This window comes from Desulfatibacillum aliphaticivorans DSM 15576 (assembly GCF_000429905.1).
GTDB classification, from domain to species: domain Bacteria; phylum Desulfobacterota; class Desulfobacteria; order Desulfobacterales; family Desulfatibacillaceae; genus Desulfatibacillum; species Desulfatibacillum aliphaticivorans.
In genome coordinates, this window is record NZ_AUCT01000026.1 from 76,480 (window position 1) to 100,803 (window position 24,324).

At 55.2% G+C, this 24,324-nt stretch carries 19 protein-coding genes and 1 tRNA gene; 6 read left to right on the forward strand and 14 right to left on the reverse strand.

All coding sequences use genetic code 11. The features are described from left to right. Positions 1-65: 65 nt before the first annotated feature. Positions 66-6,050, forward strand: coding sequence for an SdrD B-like domain-containing protein (locus G491_RS0120720; protein WP_028315929.1), 5,985 nt, complete (start codon positions 66-68; stop codon positions 6,048-6,050). A gap of 161 nt (positions 6,051-6,211) precedes the next feature. Here G491_RS0120720 and G491_RS0120725 read toward each other — a convergent pair whose 3' ends face one another. The 3 genes from G491_RS0120725 to G491_RS0120735 are packed head-to-tail and all read right to left on the reverse strand — an operon-like array spanning position 6,212 to position 8,585. After that, entirely contained in the window at positions 6,212-7,939 is a 1,728-nt protein-coding gene (locus G491_RS0120725; RefSeq protein WP_028315930.1) for an FAD-dependent oxidoreductase, read from the reverse strand. Between the two features lie 18 nt (positions 7,940-7,957). Further along, the gene (locus tag G491_RS0120730; protein WP_015948963.1) at positions 7,958-8,317 is read right to left on the reverse strand and encodes a DsrE family protein; all 360 of its coding nucleotides are present in this window, start codon (positions 8,315-8,317) and stop codon (positions 7,958-7,960) included. Positions 8,318-8,354: 37 nt separating this feature from the next. Beyond that, positions 8,355-8,585, reverse strand: a complete 231-nt coding sequence (locus tag G491_RS0120735; RefSeq protein WP_015948964.1) for a sulfurtransferase TusA family protein — start codon at positions 8,583-8,585, stop codon at positions 8,355-8,357. Positions 8,586-8,824: 239 nt separating this feature from the next. Between G491_RS0120735 and G491_RS0120740 the strand changes: the two genes are divergently transcribed. Further along, positions 8,825-10,222, forward strand: a complete 1,398-nt coding sequence (locus G491_RS0120740; protein WP_028315931.1) for a sigma-54 interaction domain-containing protein — start codon at positions 8,825-8,827, stop codon at positions 10,220-10,222. A 17-nt stretch (positions 10,223-10,239) separates the two neighbouring features. On the opposite strand, the gene G491_RS0120745 is transcribed toward G491_RS0120740, so the two are convergent. The 10 genes from G491_RS0120745 to G491_RS0120795 all read right to left on the reverse strand — a co-directional run bounded on the left by G491_RS0120745 (position 10,240) and on the right by G491_RS0120795 (position 18,781). Further along, positions 10,240-10,944, reverse strand: a complete 705-nt coding sequence (locus tag G491_RS0120745) for a response regulator (protein WP_028315932.1) — start codon at positions 10,942-10,944, stop codon at positions 10,240-10,242. Continuing rightward, on the reverse strand, positions 10,931-11,635 hold the full coding sequence (locus G491_RS0120750) for a hypothetical protein (RefSeq protein WP_028315933.1): 705 nt from the start codon (positions 11,633-11,635) through the stop codon (positions 10,931-10,933). Before G491_RS0120750 ends, G491_RS0120745 begins: the two co-directional genes overlap by 14 nt. A 320-nt stretch (positions 11,636-11,955) precedes the next feature. Continuing rightward, on the reverse strand, positions 11,956-12,360 hold the full coding sequence (locus tag G491_RS0120755) for a Zn-ribbon domain-containing OB-fold protein (RefSeq protein ID WP_015948968.1): 405 nt from the start codon (positions 12,358-12,360) through the stop codon (positions 11,956-11,958). Positions 12,361-12,365: 5 nt separating this feature from the next. Beyond that, positions 12,366-13,529 (reverse strand): thiolase family protein, encoded by a 1,164-nt coding sequence (locus G491_RS31770; RefSeq protein ID WP_169829487.1) that lies wholly within the window; start codon positions 13,527-13,529, stop codon positions 12,366-12,368. 131 nt (positions 13,530-13,660) lie between these two features. Further along, complete coding sequence (locus tag G491_RS0120765; protein WP_028315934.1) at positions 13,661-14,131, reverse strand: UPF0158 family protein; 471 nt, start codon at positions 14,129-14,131, stop codon at positions 13,661-13,663. Between the two features lie 172 nt (positions 14,132-14,303). Continuing rightward, positions 14,304-15,950 carry a chaperonin GroEL gene (gene groL, locus G491_RS0120770; RefSeq protein ID WP_015948971.1) on the reverse strand — a complete coding sequence of 549 codons (1,647 nt, stop codon included), beginning with the start codon at positions 15,948-15,950 and terminating at the stop codon, positions 14,304-14,306. A gap of 57 nt (positions 15,951-16,007) precedes the next feature. Further along, positions 16,008-16,295, reverse strand: a complete 288-nt coding sequence (gene groES, locus G491_RS0120775) for a co-chaperone GroES (RefSeq protein WP_015948972.1) — start codon at positions 16,293-16,295, stop codon at positions 16,008-16,010. 326 nt (positions 16,296-16,621) lie between these two features. After that, positions 16,622-16,903 carry an FmdB family zinc ribbon protein gene (locus G491_RS0120785; RefSeq protein ID WP_015948973.1) on the reverse strand — a complete coding sequence of 94 codons (282 nt, stop codon included), beginning with the start codon at positions 16,901-16,903 and terminating at the stop codon, positions 16,622-16,624. Positions 16,904-17,073: 170 nt separating this feature from the next. After that, a complete protein-coding gene (locus G491_RS0120790) occupies positions 17,074-18,552 on the reverse strand; it encodes an HD family phosphohydrolase (protein WP_028315935.1) in 1,479 nt (492 codons plus the stop codon). Between the two features lie 155 nt (positions 18,553-18,707). Beyond that, a tRNA-Gln gene (locus G491_RS0120795) sits at positions 18,708-18,781 on the reverse strand. 234 nt (positions 18,782-19,015) lie between these two features. Here G491_RS0120795 and G491_RS0120800 point away from each other — a divergent pair. From G491_RS0120800 to G491_RS0120820, 4 genes are all read left to right on the forward strand, one after another. Further along, complete coding sequence (locus tag G491_RS0120800; protein ID WP_015948975.1) at positions 19,016-19,381, forward strand: MmcQ/YjbR family DNA-binding protein; 366 nt, start codon at positions 19,016-19,018, stop codon at positions 19,379-19,381. Positions 19,382-19,580: 199 nt separating this feature from the next. Next, positions 19,581-20,483 (forward strand): DUF2059 domain-containing protein, encoded by a 903-nt coding sequence (locus G491_RS0120810; RefSeq protein WP_051327419.1) that lies wholly within the window; start codon positions 19,581-19,583, stop codon positions 20,481-20,483. A gap of 123 nt (positions 20,484-20,606) precedes the next feature. Continuing rightward, on the forward strand, positions 20,607-21,491 hold the full coding sequence (locus G491_RS0120815) for a DUF2059 domain-containing protein (protein WP_015948977.1): 885 nt from the start codon (positions 20,607-20,609) through the stop codon (positions 21,489-21,491). Positions 21,492-21,535: 44 nt separating this feature from the next. Beyond that, positions 21,536-23,821 (forward strand): hypothetical protein, encoded by a 2,286-nt coding sequence (locus G491_RS0120820; protein WP_028315937.1) that lies wholly within the window; start codon positions 21,536-21,538, stop codon positions 23,819-23,821. Between the two features lie 44 nt (positions 23,822-23,865). Here the strand turns inward: G491_RS0120820 and G491_RS0120825 are convergent, their stop codons facing one another. Beyond that, positions 23,866-24,285: a type 2 periplasmic-binding domain-containing protein gene (locus tag G491_RS0120825; protein ID WP_157468445.1), complete on the reverse strand. Its 420-nt coding sequence runs from the start codon at positions 24,283-24,285 to the stop codon at positions 23,866-23,868. Positions 24,286-24,324 lie beyond the last annotated feature (39 nt).

Sequence of the window (24,324 nt, forward strand, 5' to 3'; positions counted from 1 at the left end):
GAACCCCGACAAATTTTAAAGCCGAGGCAGGGGGCTTCCCCGGCCAAGGCAAGGGTATAGGGTACATGATCCGGCATAAGTTTTTACAAATAGTTGTGGCCGTCCTGGCGTTGCTCCTGGCAGCAGCTCCGCCGTTATGGGCCGTCACTCCAGCCGGCGTACTCATTACCAACCAGGCGACCGCAACGTATTTTGATACGGGCAAGGAAATCGCCGGCAAAACATTGTCCAATATTTCCCTGGTCACAGTAGGGAACTTGTACGCCTTATCTTTGGAAGCGGATCAAAATCAGGACGCGGCGGCTGGGCAATATATCAACTTTCAACATACCTTAACAAACACCGGCAACACGGCCGATACTTATAGCTTAAGCTATGCCAACCAGCCCGGAGACGACTTTGACTTCGACACGGTGACCATCGCCCTGGATACAAATCAAAACGGGCTGATAGACGATGGTGAGCCTGAGATAACCGAAACCGATCTCATTCCGGCGGGCGAATCCATTTATCTAATCTTGGGCGGCAGCGTCCCGAGCACGTACGTGGCCGGCCAGACCGGAGCTATTGTCATTACCGCTCAAAGTCAGACGGAGGCCGCTGTTTCCAGCAGTAACACGGATACCGCAACCCTTAACTCCAATGAGGCGGTTTTTCAGTTTTCCAAAAACAGCGACCCGGAATGCGACGAAGCCGTACATCCAGGTGAGGATATCACCTACTCCATCACCCTGACCAATGTGGGGGGCGCTGCTCCGGACTTTCGGGATATCGTGGTGGACGGCGTTATTGAAACAGGCTTTTTGGTGGAAGACCCCCTGCCGCCCAATGTGGTCGTCGCCCTGGACGTCGATGCCCTGGCGGCGCCTGTTGGCTCCAAAGTGCTGGCAAAGTTGTCCGGCTCGGGCGTCAATGATTGGATTGCCCTTTCCAACGCAACCGAAGACGATTTGATTGAACGGGTTGGCGTATTGTTCCCCGACACAGCTTTGGGATCCAACGAAAGCGCTTCCTGGCAGTTTACCGTAAGGGTAATAAGCGAAATCACCCCCGGAACCACGATTATCAATCAAGCTGAGATCGACAAGGACGGCGACGGCTTTAAGGATTTGTACTCCAATGAGACCTGCAATACTCTTGAGGAAGGCGTGGAAGACGATCCGGAAGCGGAGAACGAAGCTGTTATCAGGTTCCTGGAACCGGTTTACTCCTTGAGACTCAATTCCACGCCCCCGGATTTTGAGGACGATGACGATTACCAGGACGCCGGACTGTATCGGCTGTCCTCATATCCCACCTACGATGAGGTTCGGGACGGCGTGTATCTGGAGGTTCATTCCTCCAGCCTGAACACCAGCCCGGTGGCTGCAGACGTGATTGTGGTGTACGTGGTTTCCATGCTGACCGGCGACGACATTTACATCCAACTGGAGGAAACCGGCCCCAACACAGGCGTCTTCCGCTCCAGGGTTCCCATAACGCTGGATGCGGACCAGACCTCCGGCGGAGGAACCTGCTCCGCGGCCAACGCGGGCGGATGCGTGCTGCAAAGCACGTCCCGCGACACCTTGCGGGCCACTATCGAAGATCCCGGCACAGGATTCGTCTTGGTGGACGCGGCGACCGTAGACCCCCTGGGCGTGGTTTTCGATTCCGTTACTTTGGACCCGGTGGCGAACGCAATCGTATCCATCCGCACTTCGGACGGTCAACTCGCATTGGACCCGGATACGGGCGGCGCCTCTGTAATTGAACCCCAACTGACCGGTTCGGACGGCGAGTACCAGTTCCCAAGGGTCTATCCCGGAACTTACTATATCCATGTGCGGCCGCCCGAAGGCCTTAATTTTCCGTCCGTCACCCCGGCCCACACCTTTGCGGGCCAATACACGGTTAACGCGTATTCCTACGGCCAGAACGGTTGGCAAAGAACGCCCAATTCCGGCGAATTCACCCTGGCGGCCGGAGATCCGGCCCTGATCGTGGACATTCCGCTCGACCCCGACAACGACGGCCGCTTTGTGCTGGAAAAAACCACCACGGATTCTTCGGTCCAGGTGGGCGACTTTGTGCCTTACACCCTGACGGTGAGGAACAACGCCGGCGCCAAGCTGTTTGATACCACTGTACGCGACGAAATCCCCTACGGCTTTAAATACGTGCGGGGCAGCACTAAATACGACGGCGAAAAAGCCGGCGACCCCACAGGCGAAAAAGGCCCGGTGCTAGTGTTTGACGTCGGAACCCTCGCCGACGGCCAAGCCGTGGAAATAACCTATGTGCTCATGGTGACGCCCGGCGGACTGGATTCCGACGGCGTCAATAAGGCTCAGGCTTTTACGGTCACCGGCCGGGGCGTCAAGTTCAACTCCGTCAAGGTCCGGGCCATGGTGGACATTGAGCAGGACGGGCTGTTCTCGGATCGCGCCATCCTGTTCGGTACGGTTTTCGTGGATAAAAACGAAAACAAAATCAAGGACGAAGACGAATTGGCCGTAGGCGGCGTCAGGATTTATCTGGAAGACGGAACCTGGGCCATCACCGACGAAAAAGGCCAGTACTCCATTTACGGACTTAAGCCCGGCAATCATGTGGTCAAGCCCGACCCCATCACTTTGCCCAAGGGCATGAAGCTGTCGGCCATTGACAACCGCTTTGCCAAAGACGCCGATTCCCGGTTTGCGGATCTGGTGGAAGGCGATTTCCACAGGGCGGATTTTGCACTCCTTCCGCCGGAGGAAAACGCCGAGGCTCTATACGAGGCTATTGAAAAACGCAACGCATCCCTGGACGACTCCTGGGTGTACGAAGCGGCTGTGGAGTTTGACGGTACGGTCTTTGACGATACGGAATACGAAAAAGACCACACGCCGGCAAGCGCGGACGGCGATATATCCTCCGGCGTCGCCTATCCGGCCGACAAGGCCCTGTCCGATCCCGCAGCGGGGGCGCCCAAGGTGGAGGCCTCTGAAACGGCTCAGCCCGTTTCCAAGGCCATGCCCAAGGTCGAGGACGTTGCAAGGCAGGCCACCGCGCAGCAAGCCAAGGAAGGCGCGTTTATATGGCCTGCCGGCGAGGTCGCACGAGACGGCCGGTTTATGGTTGTCATCCCCAAGGGAATCGTTCCTGTGCTTAGCGTAAACGGCAAGGAAGTTCCGTCCAATAAGTTGGGCGAGCAGGTTTTGAATAAGGCAACGCGGGCTCAGGTGCTGGCCTGGTACGGCGTACCCCTGGAGCCGGGCCCTTGTGAAGTGACGGTCTCGGGCAAGGATATGTTCGGCAACCTGAGGACCCTGGCCCAAAAGACGTTCGCCCATCCCGGGCCGCCCAAGACCCTGAGAATCGTCCCTTCCGCATCCAGCATTCCCGCAGACGGCGGCAAGTCCTCCCTGCCCGTTGAAGTCCAGATCAACGACAAGGACGGCATAGGCGTGTTGGGCGTGCATTTCGTCACCGTGGAGGCCTCCGACGGACGATTCCTGGAGCCTGACATCCAGTCCAAGGAGCCGGGGCATCAGGTGCGTGTGGAAAACGGCCGGGCCATGCTTCATCTGCAAAGCAGTTTCAGGGCGGGCGAGGTGGATCTGGCCGCTACGGCCGGGACTGGGTTGAAGGATAAAACCCAGGTGAGATTCGCCGCGCCGCTCAGGCCTATTGTGGCGGCAGGTTTGGTGGATTTTTCCGTGCATTTCAACGATATCTCCGAGGAATCCATCCTGCCTACGGATCAGGCGGATTCTTTTGACGAAGAACTGGATTACCGGGGCCGGGGCGCGGTCTTCCTTAAAGGCAAGATAAAAGGCGACGTGCTTTTGACCCTGGCCTACGACTCGGACAAAGACGAAGACGAAACCCTGCTTCGGGACATCGACCCGGACGAATACTACCCCATTTACGGGGACGCCTCGGTGAAGGGCTACGACGCCCAAAGCCGCAGCGCGCTCTACGTACGCCTGGAAAAGAACAACAGCAGCGTCATGTGGGGCGACTTTCGCACGGATTACAACGAAAAAAGCCTGGCTCGGGTGGATCGCACCCTCACGGGCGCCAACGCCAATATCGAAGTGGGCGGAACCAAGGTTTCCGGCTTTTACGCAGAGCCCGACTACGAACGCAGGACCGAGGAAATCCGGGCCAACGGCACGGCGACCTTCTACCGCATCTCAGGCGCTCCCATTGAGGAAAACAGCGAAACCATCGAGATCATCACCCGCTCCAGGGATAATCCGGGCCTGATCATCAATACCGTGTCCATGACGCGCCTGGACGATTACCAGATCGACCCAATAAGCGGTTACATCACATTTCACGACGCCATCGCCTCTGTGGACGAGAATAACAATCCCCAGTACATCCGGATTTCTTACGATACGGAAGGCGGGGCCGAACGCCATGCCGTCTGGGGCGCCAGGGCGGAGCAGCAAATTACGGAAAACCTGTTCGTTGGCGGAACCCACACTCAGGACGAGCATCCCGAGGACGGCAGCCGGATTTCCTCCGGGTACGTCAAATACAAGATTAAAGACAAGCACGACGTGGAAGCGGAATACGCTCACATGGTGCATAAGAACGGAGATCCATCCGGCGACGCCATCCGCGTGGACATGGAAAACCAGTGGCACGACAAGTTCAGCACAAAGGCTGAATTCGTTACGGCGCAACCGGGGTTTGACAACTCCAGCGGCTCCGGTTCGGCCGGGCGTCAGGAATTGACCGCCGAAGCCGAATACCGGCCTTACACGCACACCACCGTCACCTTGGAAGGTCTGGAAAGCAAGGATCTCCAGGGCGAAGACGAACGGATTTCGGCAGGCCTGTTGGCGGAGCGCAAGTTCGGCCTGTGGCATACGGAAGCGGGCGGCCGGTTCATCCGCCAGATGGAGACCTCGGATACGGCGGAAGAGGACATATACACCTATCGCCTGGGCCTGGGCAGGGACTTCTATCTGCTTAAACGCAAGGGCCAGGCCGGTGTGTCATGGGAGCAGGACGTCTCCGACGCCAGCAGGCGCTCCCTGGAAGCCAACGCCGACTGGCAGGTGCACAAGATGGTCAAGCTCTACGCCAAGCAGGAGTTGATCAACAGCCTTTCCGGCGTCACCAGCCTGTCCAGCGACGTGGACCGTTCCACAACCACATTCGGCGTGTCCTCCGACTTCATGACCAATACCAAGGCCTACTCGGAATACCGCATCCGGGGCGGCTCAAGCGGCCGCGAGCAGGAAAGCGCCACGGGCATCCGCCGCACAATCGACCTGGAGCCGGGCTTGTCCTTCTCTCCCCAGTTGGAATACGTCAACACCCTGGACGGCGAGAACGCAGGCGACGCTTTCTCCGCCTCCATGGGCATGGTGGACAAGCGGGCCAAACACAGCAAAAAATCAGGCCGCCTGGAAACCCGCCTTGGCAAAGACAGCAATATGTACGGCGTACGCGCAGCCTGGGCGACCCGGTTTTCCGGAAACTGGACCGGCGCCGTTAAAGAGGAATTCAACATAGAATTGCCCGACGAAAGCCCGGACGTGCTTCGCCAGGCTCTGACCCTGGGGATCGCCCGTAGGCCTGTCACGACCAACAAGTACCATTGGATCGGAATGTACCAGTGGAAGGAATCCCGCAATGCAGACAGCGTGGAGTCCAAGCGCGCCCACATTGTGTCGTCCCACCACAACTATCAGGTCAGGGAAAACCTCATTCTTTCCGGCAGGTTGGCTGGAAAGTGGCAGCGAGTCATGCTTTTTGAGGATTACTACGAGTCCTTCACCTCTTTGGGCGGGCTTCGGTTGATTTTTGACATCACCGAATGGCTGGATTTTGATATTCACGGCGGCGCCCTCAATACGGACGGCGACTCCACTCGTTATTCCGGCGGCGCGGCGATTTTCTTCAACGCCTTCAAGAATGCGCGGCTGGGAGTGGGGTACAATTTCGCCGGGTTTACGGACGAGGATCTGGACGCGGAAAAGTACTACGCCGAAGGACTTTACTTCGGCCTGACCTACAAGTTCGACGAATCCTTGTTTGAATGGCTGGCGCCGGACGAAGATTAGGTTTACATCGGGCTGTTTCGCCCGTTGCATATATTTTTCCTGTGGAAAGATATCAAAAGGGGATGGAAAAGCCCCGGGGCCTTGGGCCTCGGGGCTTTTCCTATTCAAGGGAGAGAGTGTGAGCCTGTTTTTTACGGATAGGCTAATCCGCTGACAAATATTTAAGCCGGATTGTTGAAATCCGGAGCGCTTTTCTTAAGCATGCCGTATCCGCCCTGGATGTTGACGGTATCCGTAATTCCATGACTGGCCAGAAGGCACTGCGCTTCGTAGGATCTGGGCCCTGTGTCGCAAATCAGGCACAACTGGCCGGACCCGTTTCCGTTTCCGTTGATTTCGCTGATCCGGGCGGCAAGCTGGTCCTGAGGGATGTTGACCCACCTGTCGCCGAACCGTTCCACAAAAGCCTGGGATTCGGGCTTGCCCCGAACGTCCAGCACGTGCGCCTTAGCCTCGTCAAAGAGCTTCAGAAAATCCGCTACATCAATAGGTTTGTTTTTGCCCTTTAGAATGTTATCCAACGCATTGCCAGCGTTGTTGACAATGTCCATGGCCGAGGCAAAGGGCGGCGCATAAGTGACTTCCAACGCCGTAATGTCCGAAACGTCCGGGCCGAACGGCAATACCGCGGACACGGCGTCCACCCGGGCTTTTACGGCGTCTCCGTTATGCCCCACTGCCTCCACCCCAAGCACCTTGCGGGTGGTTTTATCCGCAATGAGCTTCATGTACATCAATTGGTTGGTGGGATAAAAATGGGCGCGATCCGCCTGCACCACCACGGCGTGGACCGGGTCGAATCCGGCGTCTTTGGCCTGGGCGACGGTCAGGCCGGCCGAGGCCACGCCCATCTCGAAGGCTTTGAGGCAAAAGGCGCCGACGCTGCCTTTAAACTGGGCGTTTCCGCCGGCGATGTTCGTGCCGATCACCCGGCCTTCCCGGTTGGCCAAGGAGCCGAAGGCCATGGGGACTTTCTGTCCGCTGATCAAATGGGTCAGCTCAATGCAGTCGCCTCCGGCGAAAATATTCGGGTCCGAAGTGCGCAAGGTGTTGTCCACCAGAATGCCGCCATGCGGCCCGATGGCCAGCCCGGCTTTTGCCGCCAAATCAGCGTTAGGCCTGACCCCGACAGCCAGCACGACCAACTGGCACGGGATATCCCGCTTGTTGGTTTTGACGCCTTCCACGCCGGTTTCGGGCGTTCCCACAATCTGGGTTACGGATTCGCCCAGAAGAATTCTGACGTCGTGCTCCTCCATGTGGTTCTTCACAATCAGGCCCATGTCCGGCCCGATAGCCATGGGAAGCAAATGCTCCATCATCTCCACCAGGGTGGTTTCCACGCCCCACAGGTCGGCCAGGGCTTCCGCCATTTCCACGCCGATGGCGCCGCCGCCGATGACGACAGCAGACTCCACCTGGCCCTTGGAGATTTTTTCCTTAATCTCTTTGGCGTTATGCAGATTGGCCACCACAGACACGCCGGGCAGGTCTGCGCCGGGAATAGGCGGTACAACCGGGTTGGCCCCAGTCGCCAGAACCAGCTTGTCATATTCCAGCGTTTTTTCTTCGCCGGTTGCCCGGTTGCGCACGCTGACGGTCTTGCCTTTTCGGTCTATATCCGTCACTTCCGTCTGGCTGAGCACGTTCACGCCTTTGACGGTCTCGAAAAAACGATCGTCGCGAATGGCGTGGGAGCTGGTGGAGTACAAGCCTTCCAGGTCGGCTACGTCACCGCCGACATAATAGGGAATGCCGCAGCCGCCGTAGGAAATCAGATTATCGCGATCTATCAGGGTGACATGGGCGGACGGGTCCAGGCGCCTTAAACGGCAAGCCACCTTGGGTCCTAAAGCCACGGCCCCTATGATTAAAACTTTTTGTCCCATGTTAAATCACCTTCTTTCTTACAGGCTGATAACGGCGCTTTCGCAGGAAAGCCGAATCAGTTCCGTAGCAGGAGCCATTTTGGCGCCTTCGATCAGATCTTCTTCTGCAATGCGGCGAGCCTTGGCGCAAGGCGTGCAAACCAGAATAGGCACTTCGTGAGCCTGCAGGTAGGTCAACAGATCATCGGCCACATCGCCGGTAGCAGCCCGCACGTGCTCGATCAGGCCTTCTTTCGCCAGATACACCGCTTCATCCAGCAGAAACATGGTCACTTCCTTGCCTTCTTTATGGGCGACGGTGGCCAGATGAAAACCGCGGGTGGAACGGTTGGTGTTATTGGTGCCGCAGGAAAGAGCGATAAGAACTTTGTTGGTCATGGCTTGGTTTCCTTTCATTATAGGCTCGGGCGCCTGTTTAAAGTTTTCGGATGACAGTCCTGTATCCGTTTCCATTCTGGTAATTATCCTCAACGGAGACCACTTCGAACCGTCCGGCCGGAAGTATGGTACGGATATCCGACGCAGGGTCCGCATCATTGCAGATGATCTCCATGGACTCCCCGGATTGCATCTTGTGGAAATGATTGGTCGCCTGAAGCAAGGAAAGCGGTATGATCGTGTTTCTTAAATCAAATTGTTTCATCATGCGTTCAGGCCCCTTTATGCTTTGCCTTGTCCAAAAGTCATCCTCCTTATTGGCAAATTTGGCGCCAGAAAGCTAAAAAGATCGCAATAGAAAATGTAAGTACTTGAATTTATGTTTTATTCAATGAATTTCGTGGCTTGGCATATTGCTATGCAGGCAGAATCTTCTGGCTGTATAGGCCCTAATGTGTTAACTTGTTAAACATAATATGTGTTAATTTACTTAACATAGGTGAACATATGAACAGCTCAGACCTGAACCTTTATTGGAAAACCGTGGTGGACACCATCCAGGACGGCGTGATGATCGTCAGCCCGGAAGGGACCATCGTGTCGGTAAACAAGGGATTCGAAACCATCACCGGCTACTCTCAAAGCGAAGTCCTTGGGCAGTCCTGCGCCTTGCTGGGGTGCAGTTCGTGCGAAATCGCCAGAAACGCGGAAGGCTGCCACTGGTGCGTGATGTTCAAGCACGGCAGGCTCCGGAGGCAGCGTTGCGCCCTGATACGCAAGGACGGCATTCCGGTCCAGATTGTTAAAAACGCCTCCGTGCTCAAAGACGGCGAAGGGCAGATTATCGGCGCGGTGGAAACCATCACGGACATCACCGACCTGACGACCAAGGAAAGCCTGATTGCTTCCTATCGTCAGGAGTTGGACGCCCAGGACCGGTTTTACGGCATGATCGGAGCTTCCGCGCCCATGCAGGCCTTGTTTGAATTGATTCGCAACGCCGGCCAGTCGGACGCACCGGTGATCATCTTTGGAGAAAGCGGCGCCGGCAAGGAATTGATCGCAAAAGCCATCCACGAAGCCGGGTCTCGCAGCCAGTTCCCCTATATTAAGGTTAATTGCGCAGCCCTGAACGAATCGTTGTTGGAAAGCGAGTTGTTCGGGCATGTGAAAGGGTCGTTCACGGGTGCGCACAGGGATCGGGAAGGGCGGTTCGAGGCGGCGGATAAAGGGGATATCTTTCTGGACGAAATCGGGGATTTGCCCCTGTCCACCCAGGTGAAGCTCTTGCGGGTATTGGAGGAAAAGGTGGTGGAAAGGGTGGGGGACCACAAGCCCATCCAGGTGGACGTGCGCATTATATCCGCCACCAACCGGGATTTGCAGGCCCTCATTGCCAAAGGCGAGTTCCGCGAGGATTTTTTCTACCGGATCAACGTCATTCCCTTGCGGGCTCCTTCGCTTCGGGAGCGCAAGGGGGATATTCCGCTCCTGGCCAGGTCTTTTTTCAACCGCATCCGCATGAAAAGCGGCAAGGACATCCATGGGATTTCCCGAGAGGCCATGGACGCCTTGGCCAATTACAACTGGCCGGGCAATGTGCGGGAGTTGAAAAGCGCCCTGGAGTTCGCCTTTGTCTCCTGCCATGAGGATTTGATCGAACCCCGGCATTTGCCCGCGCCCATAGCAGCGGAGCCGGAATGCGCACCGCCGCAGTCCGCGCCTGTATTAGACGGGGGGCAAGGCGGCGCCACATTGGATCAGGTTAAAAGAACACGCCTGATTGATGCCTTAACCTCAGCCAAGGGCAACCAATCCGAGGCGGCCAGAATTCTGGGAATCTCCCGCACCAGCGTCTGGGCCCAGGTCAAGCGCTATCAACTCAACCCGGCGGATTACGTTTAAAGGGGAAGAGTTGGGCGTTAGGCGGGCTTATCGGAGTCCAGGACGCCTCGAATCATGGAGGCCATTTCCTGTTTGACGATGGGCTTCATGAGAAAGCCCTTGACGCCGATGGCCGCCGCATTTTCCTTGTTAATGCGTTCGCTGAATCCGGTGCAAATAACAATGGGGATGTCAGGCCGTATTTTTTTCAGTTCCGCGGCGAGTTGGTCGCCGGTTAGGTGGGGCATGGCCATGTCGGAGATGACCATGTCATAGGAGTCTGATTCGGTTTTGAATTTTTCCAGGGCGTCCTGGCCGCTTAGTAGGACGGTCACCTTGTAGCCTAGCCGCTCCAGCATTACCTGCCCGATTCGCGCGATGGCGGGCTCGTCGTCCACCAGCAGGATGCGCTCATTCCCCCTGATTATTTCAGGCGTTGGTTTTACCTGCTCCACGGCGGCGGCTTCCTTTATCAGCGGCAGATACACGCTAAAAGTCGAACCTGCGCCGGGCGATGTGTTTAGCTTGATTTCCCCACCGTACTCCTTGACGATCCCATAGGCGACCGCCAGCCCCAGGCCTGTGCCCTTGCCCAGTTCCTTGGTCGTAAAATAGGGGTCGAAAATTTTGTCCTTAACCTCGTTGGAAATGCCGACTCCGTTATCCTCGACGGTCACCAGAAGGTATCTTGCAGCCTTAGCTTCCTCCTGTATCAGGTCGGGCGGGCCGTCAACTTCTTGCAAGGAAAAGCTGATCCCGGCTGATGCGAAGATCGTTCAATGTTTTTTGATGCTCTGCGATTTCCTCCCTCAAGCGGTTGGAGGCGCTTTCCAGGTCCCTGGCGCTTTGCTCGGCCGCCGCATGGAATCGGCGTATCCCGCTGATCAACAGGGAGATGGCAATCGTGCAGACCGAGGTTAAAAATAAAAATGTGATGGTGGTGACTTTCCAGGCGTTAAAATCGTAGAGTTCGTTCAGGTTCCAATGAATGGTTCCGTTGTGCAGCAATATGCTAAAAACAAAAGCCAGGCAATATATCCCGGCCAGGGTGACAAAACCTGCACGGGTTCCCAATAACAGGGCGGCCAGAATGGCTGAGGCGAATAAGTAAATTCGCCAGGACCCTATGGGGCCAAGGGTCCTCAAGGCCACGAGCCCAAGAAAGAAGATCAAAAGAACTGTGAATATAGCTTTGACCTTATAAGGCACGGTTGGAGTGAAAAGCAGAAACGCCGCAAACCCGTAGCAGAAGACGTAAATGACCAGATTTATGGGCTGGCCTGTATCAATAGCCATTTTGACGCTGCTTATCAGTGCAGGCGCGCCGAAAAACAAGAGGCTGGCCAAAATTCCAAAAAGCAGCTTTTCGTTCCACTCCTGAATGGTTTTGGGGACGCGGGTGAACTTCTCCACTATTCCGGGAATGAATTGCATCAAAGTCTATCCGTTCGTCGTTCGCTTTAAATAAGCTCTCTGGTTCGGACGATGATTGCTGAAAAACATGCAGCAATTTGTGCATTATATGAAATCGATACCAATGTTATGGTTTATCGGAGGGGCTTAGGTCCAGCTTTTTCATGAAAACAGTAAAAAGACGCCGAGTCCGGCTTGTCTGGCAAACCGGACCCGGAGTAGTCGCGTTAAAAAAATTGTCAGCGAGTTGAAAAAGGGAAATTTAGGGCTTGACACGTGTGATACAATATACGCCTTTCCTTCTCAAGCAATTCTCATACGCAAGAAAAAATCGAACCCCTTTATACAGGCCGGAACTTGGGCAGGGTGCATTCTTCCGACACGTCGTCCCAATGCACCCGGACCGGCATATCGCACGCCAGGGATTCGTGGGGGCATTCCACGATATTGGTGATCAACATGGGGCCTTCCTCCAACTCCACAATGGCGACCACGTAAGGAACCTTGTCCGCAAATTCGGGGTGAAAGGGCTGGTGGTATATCACGTAGCTGTATATGGTTCCTTTGCCGCCCGACCGGACCATTTCCACTTCCCGGGAATGGCAATGGGGGCAGAGAATGCCCGGCGGCCACCGGATTTCTCCGCACGCGGCGCATTTTTGAAACAGCAGTTCATGATTCCGGCATCCCTCCCAAAAGGGCTTGGAGTCGGCGTCAGGCGTGGGCGTAAGATCGTTATATGACATGGCGGCTACCCCTTTCTGAAAACAATGCAGGCATGGGATTGGAGGATTCCCCCGTTATCGCTGGCCAGGATGATTTCGGGCGGCTTGGTATTGGTCTTGGGCCCTAACTGCCTGTCTCCGCATTGGCCGCGAAGCTGCATGACCGCTTCGGCAAAAGGAGTCAGGCCCATGAAATACGCCTCGGACAATTGCCCGCCCGAGGTGTTGACGGGTATGCTTCCTCCGGGCTCGATGGTTCCTCCCTTAAGCCAGTCTCCGCCTTCCCCGGGGCCGAAAAACCCGTAGTCCTGCAAGGTGATTTCCACGGTGTAGGAAAAGCAATCGTAAATTTGGCAGGCGTCTACGTCTTTCAGGCTGACGTCCGCCATTTTCAGGGCTTCCTTCCCGGCCTTTTTTGCGCCCGTAGGGCCGGCCATGTATCTTGCCTGGCCGATTTCATTGGAGGGGTTTTGCTGTCCCATGCCGGAAATCAAAACTGCGGGCTGCTTCAAATCCCTGGCGCGCTCCGCCGAGGTGACGATGACGGCCCTGCCGCCGTCGCTGACGAGGCAAATGTCCACCAGCCTAAAGGGATCGGCTACCATGGGGGCTTTGAAATAGTCTTCTTCCGCCAAAGGTTTTTTGCCCATGACGGAGATGGGGTTCAAGGCCGCCCATTTACGCTGTCCGGAGGCAATGCGTTGCCAGGTTTCCGGCCCGGTTCCGAACTCGTGCATGGCCCGTCTGGCCGCCAGGGCGTATCCGCCCACGGCCCCAAAATGGCCGAAGGCCGCCTCGTTCCGGGTCATCTGAAAGAGCATTTGGGCCATGCCGCCGCCCCACAGGGCGCTGTGGCCGTAGGTGATGACCACGTAGTTGCAAATCCCGGCGTCAAGCACGCCAACTGCGTGCTGTAAATGAATGCGGGATCAGTTGGCGTCCTGGCTCAGGTAGGACGGCTCAATGCCGAGATGCTGGGCGATATGTTGCGGGGTGACGTCCGGCTCGCCCGGGCAGGGGGGAAAGTGGCGATAGGCGATGAGGCCGTCAATGTCCTCTTTTTTTAAGCCTGCGTCTTTGATGGCGTTGGCCGTGGCTTCCAGATGAAAGCTCAACGACGTCCGGTCCGGGACCTTGCCTTGGGGCGTATACCCGACTCCCACAATGGCGTATTTGTCTTTCAAGCTCATAAGAAAAGTCCTTGGGTTAAGGTAATTTTTAAGAACAAAAAAGCGGGCGGGCTTTTTTATAGTACCCAAGGAGAGCGGAACAGGTCAAATACTCCATAAAAAGCAGGGCGTCGCTGGGTTCACATGGCCGCTCAGTCTTTGCAGTCATCTATGTATTCGATATCTTCCGACTCGCACCAGTCCATGGCTATTTTTTTTAAGGCCTGGTCTTTGAATTTGTACCAGTCCTCCTGCACTCCATGATGGTGGATGCCGTCCTTGAAACGGCGAAAGGCCCCTTTGCCCCCGATTGCATCGGAAAGATCCTCGGCGACCCTCTCGTCCTCCAGGGAGTCGATAAAATCCTCCATAATTCGGTACTCGTCAATTTCATACTTGTCAGGCAACTCGATAAAAGATTCTCCGTTTTCCAGGACCTTTTTTCCCAGTTCCACTTCTTCTTCCTGCCAATCAGGCGGGGCGCCGCCATCCTTTACAAGAGAGAACGCCTCATCGGAAACCATAAAAACCTTGCCGGTTTCCTTTTCCAGATAACTTGTCGCCTCATCGAAACTCATGGACATTTCATCAATGATCGCCTTTAGGCTCGCTTTTGCCGCCATAATAACCTCCTATGATGGAATTCCTTGATCTGATTACAGTAAGACAATGATATTTTGATTCTAAAGATTTTTTAAGCAGAGTCAAGATGGTTCGTCCAAATAAAAAGGGCGCCCTCCCTTGCGGGAAAGCGCCCTTGGACTTACTTAATCAGGCTGTAGCCTGGGAGGAATCTTACATCATTCCGCCCATTCCGCCCATGCCGCCCATTCCGCCGCCGGGCATTGCGGGCATGCCGCCGGCATTTTCGTCCGGCTTGTCGGCGATCATGGCTTCGGTGGTGAGCATGAGGCCGGCGATGCTGCAGGCGTTCTGCAGAGCCAGGCGGACCACCTTGGTGGGGTCGATGACGCCAGCTTCAATCAGGTCTTCGTAGGTGTCGGTGTCGGCATTGTAACCAAAGGAGCCTTCGGTGTTCTTGACCTTGTCCAGAACCACGGAGCCTTCCATGCCGGCGTTGTTGGCGATCATGCGAAGAGGAGCTTCCAGAGCGCGCATAACCACGCGGGCGCCAATTTTCTGCTCGCCGGTGATTTTCGCTTTGGCCACGGCGTCAATGGCGCGAACCAGAGCCACGCCGCCGCCGGGAACGATGCCTTCTTCAACCGCTGCGCGGGTGGCGTTCAGGGCGTCTTCCACGCGGGCTTTCTTTTCTTTCATTTCCACTTCGGTGGCTGCGCCGACGTTAATGACGGCCACGCCGCCGATCAGCTTGGCCAGACGTTCCTGCAGCTTCTCGCGGTCGTAATCGGAGGTGGTGTCGTCGATCTGAGCGCGGATCTGTTTGACGCGGCCTTCCAGGGCGCTGCGGGCGCCTGCGCCGTCAACGATGGTGGTGTTGTCTTTGTCAATGCTTACGCGTTTGCATTTGCCGAGGTCGGCCAGGGACATGTTTTCCAGCTTGATGCCCATGTCTTCAGAAACCACGGTGCCGCCGGTGAGGATGGCGATGTCTTCGAGCATGGCCTTGCGGCGGTCGCCGAAGCCGGGAGCCTTAACGGCTGCAATCTGCAGGGTGCCGCGGAGCCTGTTGACGACCAAAGTGGCCAGTGCTTCGCCTTCCACGTCTTCAGCAACGATCAGGAGGGGCTTGCCCATTTTTGCGGTTTGTTCCAGCAGGGGCAGCAGGTCCTTCATGTTGGAGATTTTTTTCTCGTGGATCAGGATGTAAGGATCTTCCAGGGAGCACACCATTTTTTCGGAATCGGTCACAAAGTAAGGGGAAATGTAACCGCGGTCGAACTGCATGCCTTCCACGACGTCCAGGGTGGTGTCCATGGATTTGGCTTCTTCCACCGTGATGACGCCTTCTTTGCCGACCTTGTTCATGGCCTCGGCGATGATGTTGCCGATGGTCTCGTCGGTGTTGGCGGAGATGGTGCCGACCTGGGCGATTTCGCGCTGTTCCTTGGTGGGCTTGGAAAGATTCATCAGGGATTTGACAGCCGCTTCGCAAGCCTTGTCAATGCCGCGTTTGATGGCCATGGGGTTGTTGCCCGCCACGACCAGCTTCATGCCTTCTTCGTAAATGGCGCGAGCAAGCACGGTGGCGGTGGTGGTTCCGTCGCCGGCGGTGTCGCTGGTCTTGGAAGCCACTTCCTTAACCATCTGAGCGCCCATGTTCTCGAACTTGTTTTCCAGTTCGATTTCCTTGGCCACGGTCACGCCGTCCTTGGTCACGGTGGGGGCGCCCCAGGCTTTATCAATAACCACATTGCGGCCCTTGGGGCCGTGGGTGACGGCTACGGCGTCAGCAAGAGCATTGACTCCAGCGAGCATAAGCTCCCTGGCTTTCATATCATATTTAATTTCTTTTGCCATTTTCTATATTTCCTCCCTAACTTGGTGAGTTTTTGCGAGTCCTGAAAAAAAAGAAAACTACTGCACGATGCCCAGTACGTCATCTTCGCGCATGATCAGGTATTCTTCACCCTCGATTTTCACCTCGGTTCCGGAATATTTGCCGAACAGCACGCGGTCGCCTACTTTCACTTCCAGGGCGATTTTGGTTCCGTCTTCAGCATTTCTGCCGGGACCCACGGCCACGATTTCGCCTTCGGCGGGTTTTTCCTTGGCCGTATCAGGGATGATAATTCCACCTTTGGTTTTGGTTTCTTCAGCCAGACGCTTTACCAGGATGCGATCTGCTAATGGTTGAAGTTTCATACGCTGTCTCTCCTTTTTTTCTTTAATGTGGTGGCTTTCACACCGGCGATTTCCGCCACAAGCGGCGCTCTGGTGCAAAATGCAAGTTGCTATGAGGTTATCCAATTTTTGTTGGAGAAGTTAATCACCCAAAATGATTTGTAAAGAGGCTGATTTGATTTTTTTCTGAAACCAAGTTCAGCCAACCCCCCCAGGCTCCGTATGTTTTTGCCGTACTTAACCATCAAACCCGGGAAAATCGTTTCCCGGGCCTTCGGATTCCATAACTTTTCTACAAAACTCTATGCTTAGGAAGGGGGCCTGAAATGCAAAAGCCCCTGCCCGAATTACTCGGAGGAGCTGCTTTTGGCGCCGGCTCCGGCGGAGCAGCCGGAGGAACAAGACGATTCCGCCTTGGGTTCCGTTTTATCCTTGGCAACGGAAGCATTTTTTCCTGCGTAATCCGTGACATACCAACCCGTGCCCTTGAGATGGAAACTGGAATTGGAAATGAGCTTCCTCAATTTTCCCGAGCAAAACTCACATGTTGTAAGAGGGTCGTCAGAAAACTTCTGTAAAGCCTCTATGGTTTTTCCACATTCCGTGCATTCATACTCGTAGATCGGCATCTTTCTATCTCCCTGCTTGTCAGAACCGCCCTTGTTCTGTTTTTTCAATAATTTTAGACTCAAACGAGTGGTCTTCAAATCACATGATCAATATAGAGCGCCGGAAAAATTTGTCAAGGGCGACAAAAAGCCATTTTTATAATTTTTTCCGTCCAAACCGGGGCAGGCGCCTATTTTTCCGTAATTCGCTCCCAAAGACGCTGGCTTACAAACAAGTCCACCACGTCTTTGTCCAATCTGCCCGACTCAACGTCTGACTGCAGTATGGCGCAGGCGCGCTCAGGAGGCGCCGCCTTTCTGTACGGCCTGTCAATGGCTGTCAGGGCGTCGAAGATATCCACCATGGCCAGGATGCGGGCTTCCAGGGTGATTTCCTGATCGTGCAGGTGGCGGGGGTATCCCGTGCCGTTCAGCATTTCGTGGTGCGAGGCCGCTATGTTGGGGACCGCTTCCAGGTGGCCGGTAAAGGGGATGTTCTTAACTATATTTAAGGTGTGCTCCACATGCCCCTGCATGGTCTTGTATTCATCGGGGGTGAGATTGCCTTTTTTTACAGCCAGGTAGACCATCTCGCCGTCCGTAAGCAAGGTGCGCTCGGCGCCCTCTGCGTCGTAAAAAGTCCTGGCGCGAAGCCGGTTTAAAAATTCCTCATCCTCGTCCGGGAGCCAATTGGCCCGGTTGATGTTTTTCAGGCGTTGGAAATCCGCTTTCAGCGCTTCGCGCTCCTTTGCCGTATCCTCCCGGGGATTTTTGCTTCCGGAGGCTGCAGCCTCGATAACCAAGCCGGCCGCGCAAAGGTTGAAGCGCTCCTCAATGGTTTCCTCCACTCCGGCAGGAAGGCGGAGGTGCTTGTCCAAAATGGCCTCGGGAACGCCGATTTTACCCAAATCGTGCAGCCAGGCCGAGTAGCTGAGCCTTTCCAACTCATCCGCCGTAAAATGAATGTCCTTGAAGGGGCCGTCGTTCAGGCGGTTGATTTCCTGTGCAATGACAGTGGAATACTCTGCAACGCGGCGGGAGTGGCCGGCCGTATGGGGGCTCCGGGCGTCGATGGCGGAAGCCGAATAACGGATCAAGGCCTCAAACAGGCTCTTGATATAAGATATGAGCCGGGCGTTTCGAATGGCCACGGCCGCCTGGGAAGCCAAAGACATGGTCAGGCTGATGATGGACTGGGGAAAAGGGACCACCTTGCCGTCATCATTTTTGGCGTTGATGAGCTGAAGCACGCCAAGTACCTCGCCGTCCGGCTCCTTCATGGGAACCACCAGCATGCTCTGGGACCGGTAATTGTTCTTTTGGTCGAAATCCCGGTTGAAGGAAAAGGGCAGGCTGTCGGAAAGCATGTACACGTCTTCAATGTCCAACAATTGGCCGTTCAAGGCGACGTATCCCGCAATGCTTCGCGAATCCAGGGGGATGGGCACGGGCTTGAACGCCCCCTTGGCGCCTTTTCCGTTAAGCGTGTCGTTTTGGGCGATGCGAAAATACAGCTGGTCCTTTTCCAAAGTGTAAAGGCTGCCTGCATCTGCATTGGTGAAGCCCCTTGCTTCCGTAACGATCAGGGCGAGCAATTTCTCAAGCTGGATTTCGTTGGAAAGAGCGATGCCGATTTGGTTGAGGCGTTCAATCTGGGGGTGCAATTCCATGCTTCACGTTCCATAAAACTATGTTAATTCCGGCGCCGGCGATTTCCGGCGCATTGCCGGATAACTGCACAAGCAAAAGCCGTTCCAAACAGAACTGATGCTGAAACAAAAAAAGGGGCGTCTGAAGAAGTCAGACGCCCCATGTTCTTCATATTTGGCTGAGGGACAAGGATTCGAACCTTGGTTAACGGGGCCAGAACCCGTCGTCCTGCCACTAGACGATCCCTCAGCAAAATTTACCCAAAAATTATAAATGCGACGGCCTGTGTTGTCAAGGGGTGAATCCGGAAAAACAGGAAAAAATCCTGAAAGGCAGCCCCAACCAAGCCTTAATCGCGCTGGGCGGACATTCTCTTAGATGAAAATTTAAGGAAGCGCAAGCCCTATGTTTCAAATTCTTGCAAACAACCTCCCTCCGGTCTATATTCGGAAGATTCTTAAGCAAGCTGCGGAGGAGAATCGCATGGATCTGCAAACGGTGACGGCCTATCTGGACAAAAAACAGGGCGCGGTGCAGGACTTCCCTTTCGGCCCGGACGCCATGGTTTACAAAGTCATGGGGAAGATGTTCGCCCTCATCGCTCTGGAAAGCTCCCCCCTGCGTATGAACCTCAAGTGCGACCCGGATCACGCCCTGGCTCTCCGAAGCATATACCCTTCCGTATCGCCCGGATACCACATGAACAAGAATCATTGGAATACGGTGATCCTGGACGGATCCATTCCTTCCGATCATCTCTTTGACATGATGGACGACTCTTACGACCTGGTGGTCGCAGGCCTTAAAAAGGCCGACCGGGAAAAACTGAGCCGAAAGCCCTCCAAATAACCCCCTCGTTCCAATGTTTTTCATGGTGTAGCCCAGTCCGGTGGAACTTCAAGCATTGCTCAATCCATCCTGAATTTGATGAAAATCCGGCGTCCGTAATACAGGCCTTTATTTTGCCCATGGTGGTGAAATGTGGTATCGTGCCGTGGTTTTTTACACCCCAAGCAGCGTTTCGGGGAAGATGGAAAAGGAGTGGATAATGAAACGGATTGTCATCGCCGCCATGGCGCTTTTGCTCAGCGCCTGCTCGTATCCAGGGCTTGAAAAACAATACATGAACAGCCCTGTCAGGGAACTGGTGCTTCGGTCCACCGCGAAAGATATGGCGGAGGGGCTGCAGGCGGATTGGGAAGGGGCTGTAAAGCCGCCGGAAGACGGCGAAGCCTCGGTTGACGCTATAAAAAACAGGCAATACAGACAATTCCTAGTGGAGGCCTTTGACCTCGAACGGTTTGAAGATCTAATTTATGCGTTTCTGGATGAATCCTTGACGGAAAGAGTCCAGATCAAGATTAAAAAATGGGATAACAGCCCTTTGGGGCGCAAGGTCGCACAAATTGAACGGGCGAAAAAAGACGCTGCTCCGGATTATTCCGGAGAGGCGGTTCAGGAGGCCCTGGAAGCCCACGGAAACGCGGCAAAGCGTACGGCGCTGATTCGGGAACTGGTGGACGCAGTGGGCATGCCTGCTTTTCTGGCGCAAGCCACGGAGGATATGGTCGCCGCCATGGCCGCAGCCATCCAGGTGGAGCATGATGCGGTTTGGGAGGATGTGGAGGATATGCGCGATGACTTGATCAGCGATATGGGTCTCGATATCAAGGATTTGCGCCTGGAGCAGTTCAATGAGACGGCGGTGGATCTCAAAGAGCTTACAAACAGGGAGATCATGGAATTGACCAAGCACTACAAAAGCCCTGAAATGCAGTTATACATGCAAAACTTGTACAAGGCTCTCAATACCGGCATGAAGGAGCTCGGCGCCAAAGCCGGAGAAGCGATTGTCACGCTCATGAGCCAGGAGGTCGCCTCGGTTCGGATCGCCCCTCCGTCCCTTCAGGCCGTACGGTCAAACCACTGCAATCCCACATCTTGGGTATAAGCGAATAGAGCCCATGATTTTTTGCAATTGCCTGGATAGTATGTTAGCCTTACCGATGGGAATTAAAGCCCCGCCTTTGATTCCGGCTATGTAGGCCTTGGGCCGTTGAATCAGGAGAAAAAAATGAAGAAATATGCGTTGGCTGTTTTTCTTATAGCGGCATGCCTTTGTTCATGCACGACCGCATCCGTGCGCCCGAGGGCGACCGCAGACGAAGTCCGGGATTTAATGGTCAAGTCCGGAATAGAGCAGCAGTTTCAGTCCATAGAAGGCCAGTGGAAGGAAGGCATTGAAGGTGCAATGGAAGACGCCATGATTTCGGGCCGGTCTCAAAATAATGAGGCCGTTCAGGAAACGGTCAGCCGTTTATCCGACGCCCTTGTAGAATCCATGGATGCTCAGCGTTTTCATGATCTCGCCTTTCAAAATATCCAGGATAAAATGAATTCCAGGGAGGTGGCGTTCGTTGTCGATTGGTTCAGCACGCCCTTGGGTAAAAAAATAGTGAAAATAGAGCAGGATTACACCGAAGTCGGCGCTGCAGCCACGGTGGCGTCGGCTGGCGCCGCCTTGGCGCGTCACGATAATCCAAAACTCAGATCCGACCTCATTAGGGAGTATATAAAAGCCACCGCCTTGATGGATCGGCTTTACGTCCTGATGGAGAACATGGCTTTTGCAATAGCCTTGCCCATGATTATGGCCTCCCCGCAGGAAGACATTTCTGTGGACGATGTGAGGGCCCTGGTTTTAGGCCAGCTGCAGGCCCAAAGACCTGTTTTTGAAACGCAATGCTATTATGATAATGTGGTATGCTACGTGGGGCTTTCGGACGAAGAGCTTGAGGAATACATCCGGTTTACCAAAACAAAGGCAACTCAAAAGCTGCTCAGCACGATGATGGACTCCATGGAGCAGGGATTTAAGGAAGTGGGCGACAAAGCAGGTAAAGCCGCCGCTGAAGTCGTACAGGATATAAAGGAAAACGGGCCGGGAAGAAAGGTCTAATCAATCCCGTTTAATTGTACGGGACCGCTGGCAGGATGATTGATATGAACTTAGCAGCAGAGCTTGATATCAATACGGATTTGGATGAGGAAATTGAGGGCCTGTTCAAGGACCTGGGAGAAGACGACGCCGTCGAGCACATGGTCATCCCGGACATGCCCGGACTTTCCGAAACCCTGCACAATGAAGAACAGCGCATGGACGTGTACAGGGTTCATCTGGTGGATTTCACCCGCCAGGTTTCCAGTTTTCTGGGCGCCTCCCTGTCCGGGGGGTTCCGGGCCACGGAGGCGGCCGTCACCCGCTTGGTGGAACGGCTTTCCGCGCTGCACGAATTGGGCGACCACGTGGGCAAGGTTCTGATTCGCCACCGGGGCAGGGGCCTGGAAGGCGAGGGCGCCAATTCCGCCAAATACGACTACACCGTGTGCTTCGGCGCCCTGAAGCTGGACATCCCCTTGCTGAAAGATGCGGAAAAACGCCTTGGCCAGCCTGCGGAACACGCCACTGTGGACTTCCGAAACGCCCTGAAAACCATGGGCTCCTACGGCATTCACACCCTGTACGCCTCCACCCTGCCGCACGACGCCCAGGCCCGGCACCTGCTGCGCCTGTGCCTGAACGTGCTGGCGGACTACCTGCGCATGTTCCAGGAGGGAAAAACTCTCAAATACGAAGGCATCGACCCCTGGCAAGGGCTGCCTGTCGTCCTGAATCCCGCGGGATTTCCCGACCCTAATCTCACTTGCCTGGCCGCCGTAAACGGCCTGAAGCCAAGGACCGTCTCCCGCTTGGTGGATAAAATCGGAAGCCTCATGCTGGACGTGGGTCCCGGGCATCCGCTCAAACAATACGCCAGCGTGTACGACGCCGTGTTCGGGTTCGAAAAGCTCTCGGACGTCCTGGTCCGGCCGCCCATGGAGATCAATAACGCCCGGTGGCTCATCAACGAACATGAAAGCCAGCCCTTATCCGACTCCCAGGCAAGGCTGGTTCGCTTTTTGGCCCGGGAATTCCCCAACGGCTCCCAGGCGCCCGGCAAACTGGTGGACAGCCTGTACGCCACGGATTTCGGGTGCGTGAACTGCTTCCATCTCATGGATCGCATGACCCTGGCCTCCGACCTGCTCAAAGCCATGGGAAAGGCTGCTCCACACCGCAAAAGCCAGGTGGATTTTTCCCTGGAAAACCTGGAAATGGAGGTGCTGGGAAACCTGGAAAAAGGCCTGGCCCGGGTGAGCGAGCCTGTGCTGAAAAATCTGTGCGTGTCCAACGACGCCCTGGTGGCCAGACAGCCGGAACGCGACGAAGTCCGCGCATGCGTGGATGAAAGGATTCTGGATCTTGTCTCCTTTTTTCACCATCGCAGCCAGACCAAAAAGAAAATGGAGTCCCTGCCCTTCGCCGTGAATGAGTTTGATAAATCGGACTATCAGACCATCGCCCGGGACTTCGGCTCCACCGTGGACGAGGCAAAGGATCTGGTCAGGATATTCAAACTCTGCTTTGACGACGGCGGGCACTTTATCCGTCCGGTTTTCGAGGAGAACATCCCCGCCCTGGCGCGGTACCAGGACCATGTTTTTGAGTTTTTGTGGCATTACCTCCAAAACAGCATGCACAGGGAGGACCGCATTTCCTTCTTGAACGCCCTCCAGGTGCTCATCGACAGGATGAACCAGCCCCAAAAGGCCCTGACCGTGCTTTTGGAGGATTTTCTTCACGATCCCGAGACAATTCAGTTCCACGACCGCAACGCGCTCATGCTGTGCAGCGTGCTCATGCGCACATTCAACAAGGAGCTGCACAAAGACACCGAGTACACGCCCCAGGAAGTGCTTAAGGTGAAGGCCGGGCTCGACCAGCGCGCCGTCATCCATGCGCGGGAGTTCCTGGACGCCAACCGGGAGCGCTTTTTCGTCAAAATACGCACCATCCACACCCTGCTCAAGCAAGCCCTGGGCAAATACAAGGTCAAAGGGCGGCCGCCCACACGCTACCTGCTTATCCTGGAATGGGAAGCCTACATCCTGCTTTCGCTGGTGGGCGGGGCCGCTGCCGAGACTGTGGTGGGGAGCGCTTTGGGAGAGTACGGCAATCCGGACTCCGAGATCTACCATCTCCCCAGAAGCAACCAGGCTCTGCTATGGCTGCTCCTTCTCCTGCAGGTGGTGGCTCAGGGCGCCGCGCGCTTTGGCAGGCCCGCCGACGCGGTCCTGTTGTCTCAGATCAAAAACAGGGAAGAGTTTTTTGTGGCCTTGGGCGGAGGGGAAAGAGCCCGCAAGCAGATAAGAAACCTGGTGCGCCAATTGAAACGCAACTTTAAATAGCCAATAGTCAGGCTTTCCCCCAATCGCATTCAGCTTCGGACGCTTCAGGGAACTATTGTAATTCGTTTGACATTTGCGGCGGGAATCTCCGCCCCTATGTACCCTATGGCGCCTTCCTGCTGCGCCACATAATCCATAAGTTGTCGCTCCGTCTTGAACAAATTGATTTTCAAGGGTTTTCCCGTAAAGGCTATGCGCCTCCAGTGGGTGGAGAATTGGGCCGGGGTTTTACGCAGATACAATTCCAGGAATTTTTGGTGCACGGGGCCGCCTTCCAACGCAGCCGGGAAAATAAAGCCTCCCTCCTTCCACGCCCGTTCTTTCCCCAGGAAAATATTGCGCAGGGTTTTGGCTGTCAGGCTGTCCTGGCTTACATTTTTATTGGCGATCACAACGGGGCCGTCAGCTAACGAGGCGCTGGATAAAAATAGCAGGATTAACAAAGCGCCCATGACTCGACTCATCAAAAAATGCTCTCCTTTGGACTTGCATGCCGGGGGGAT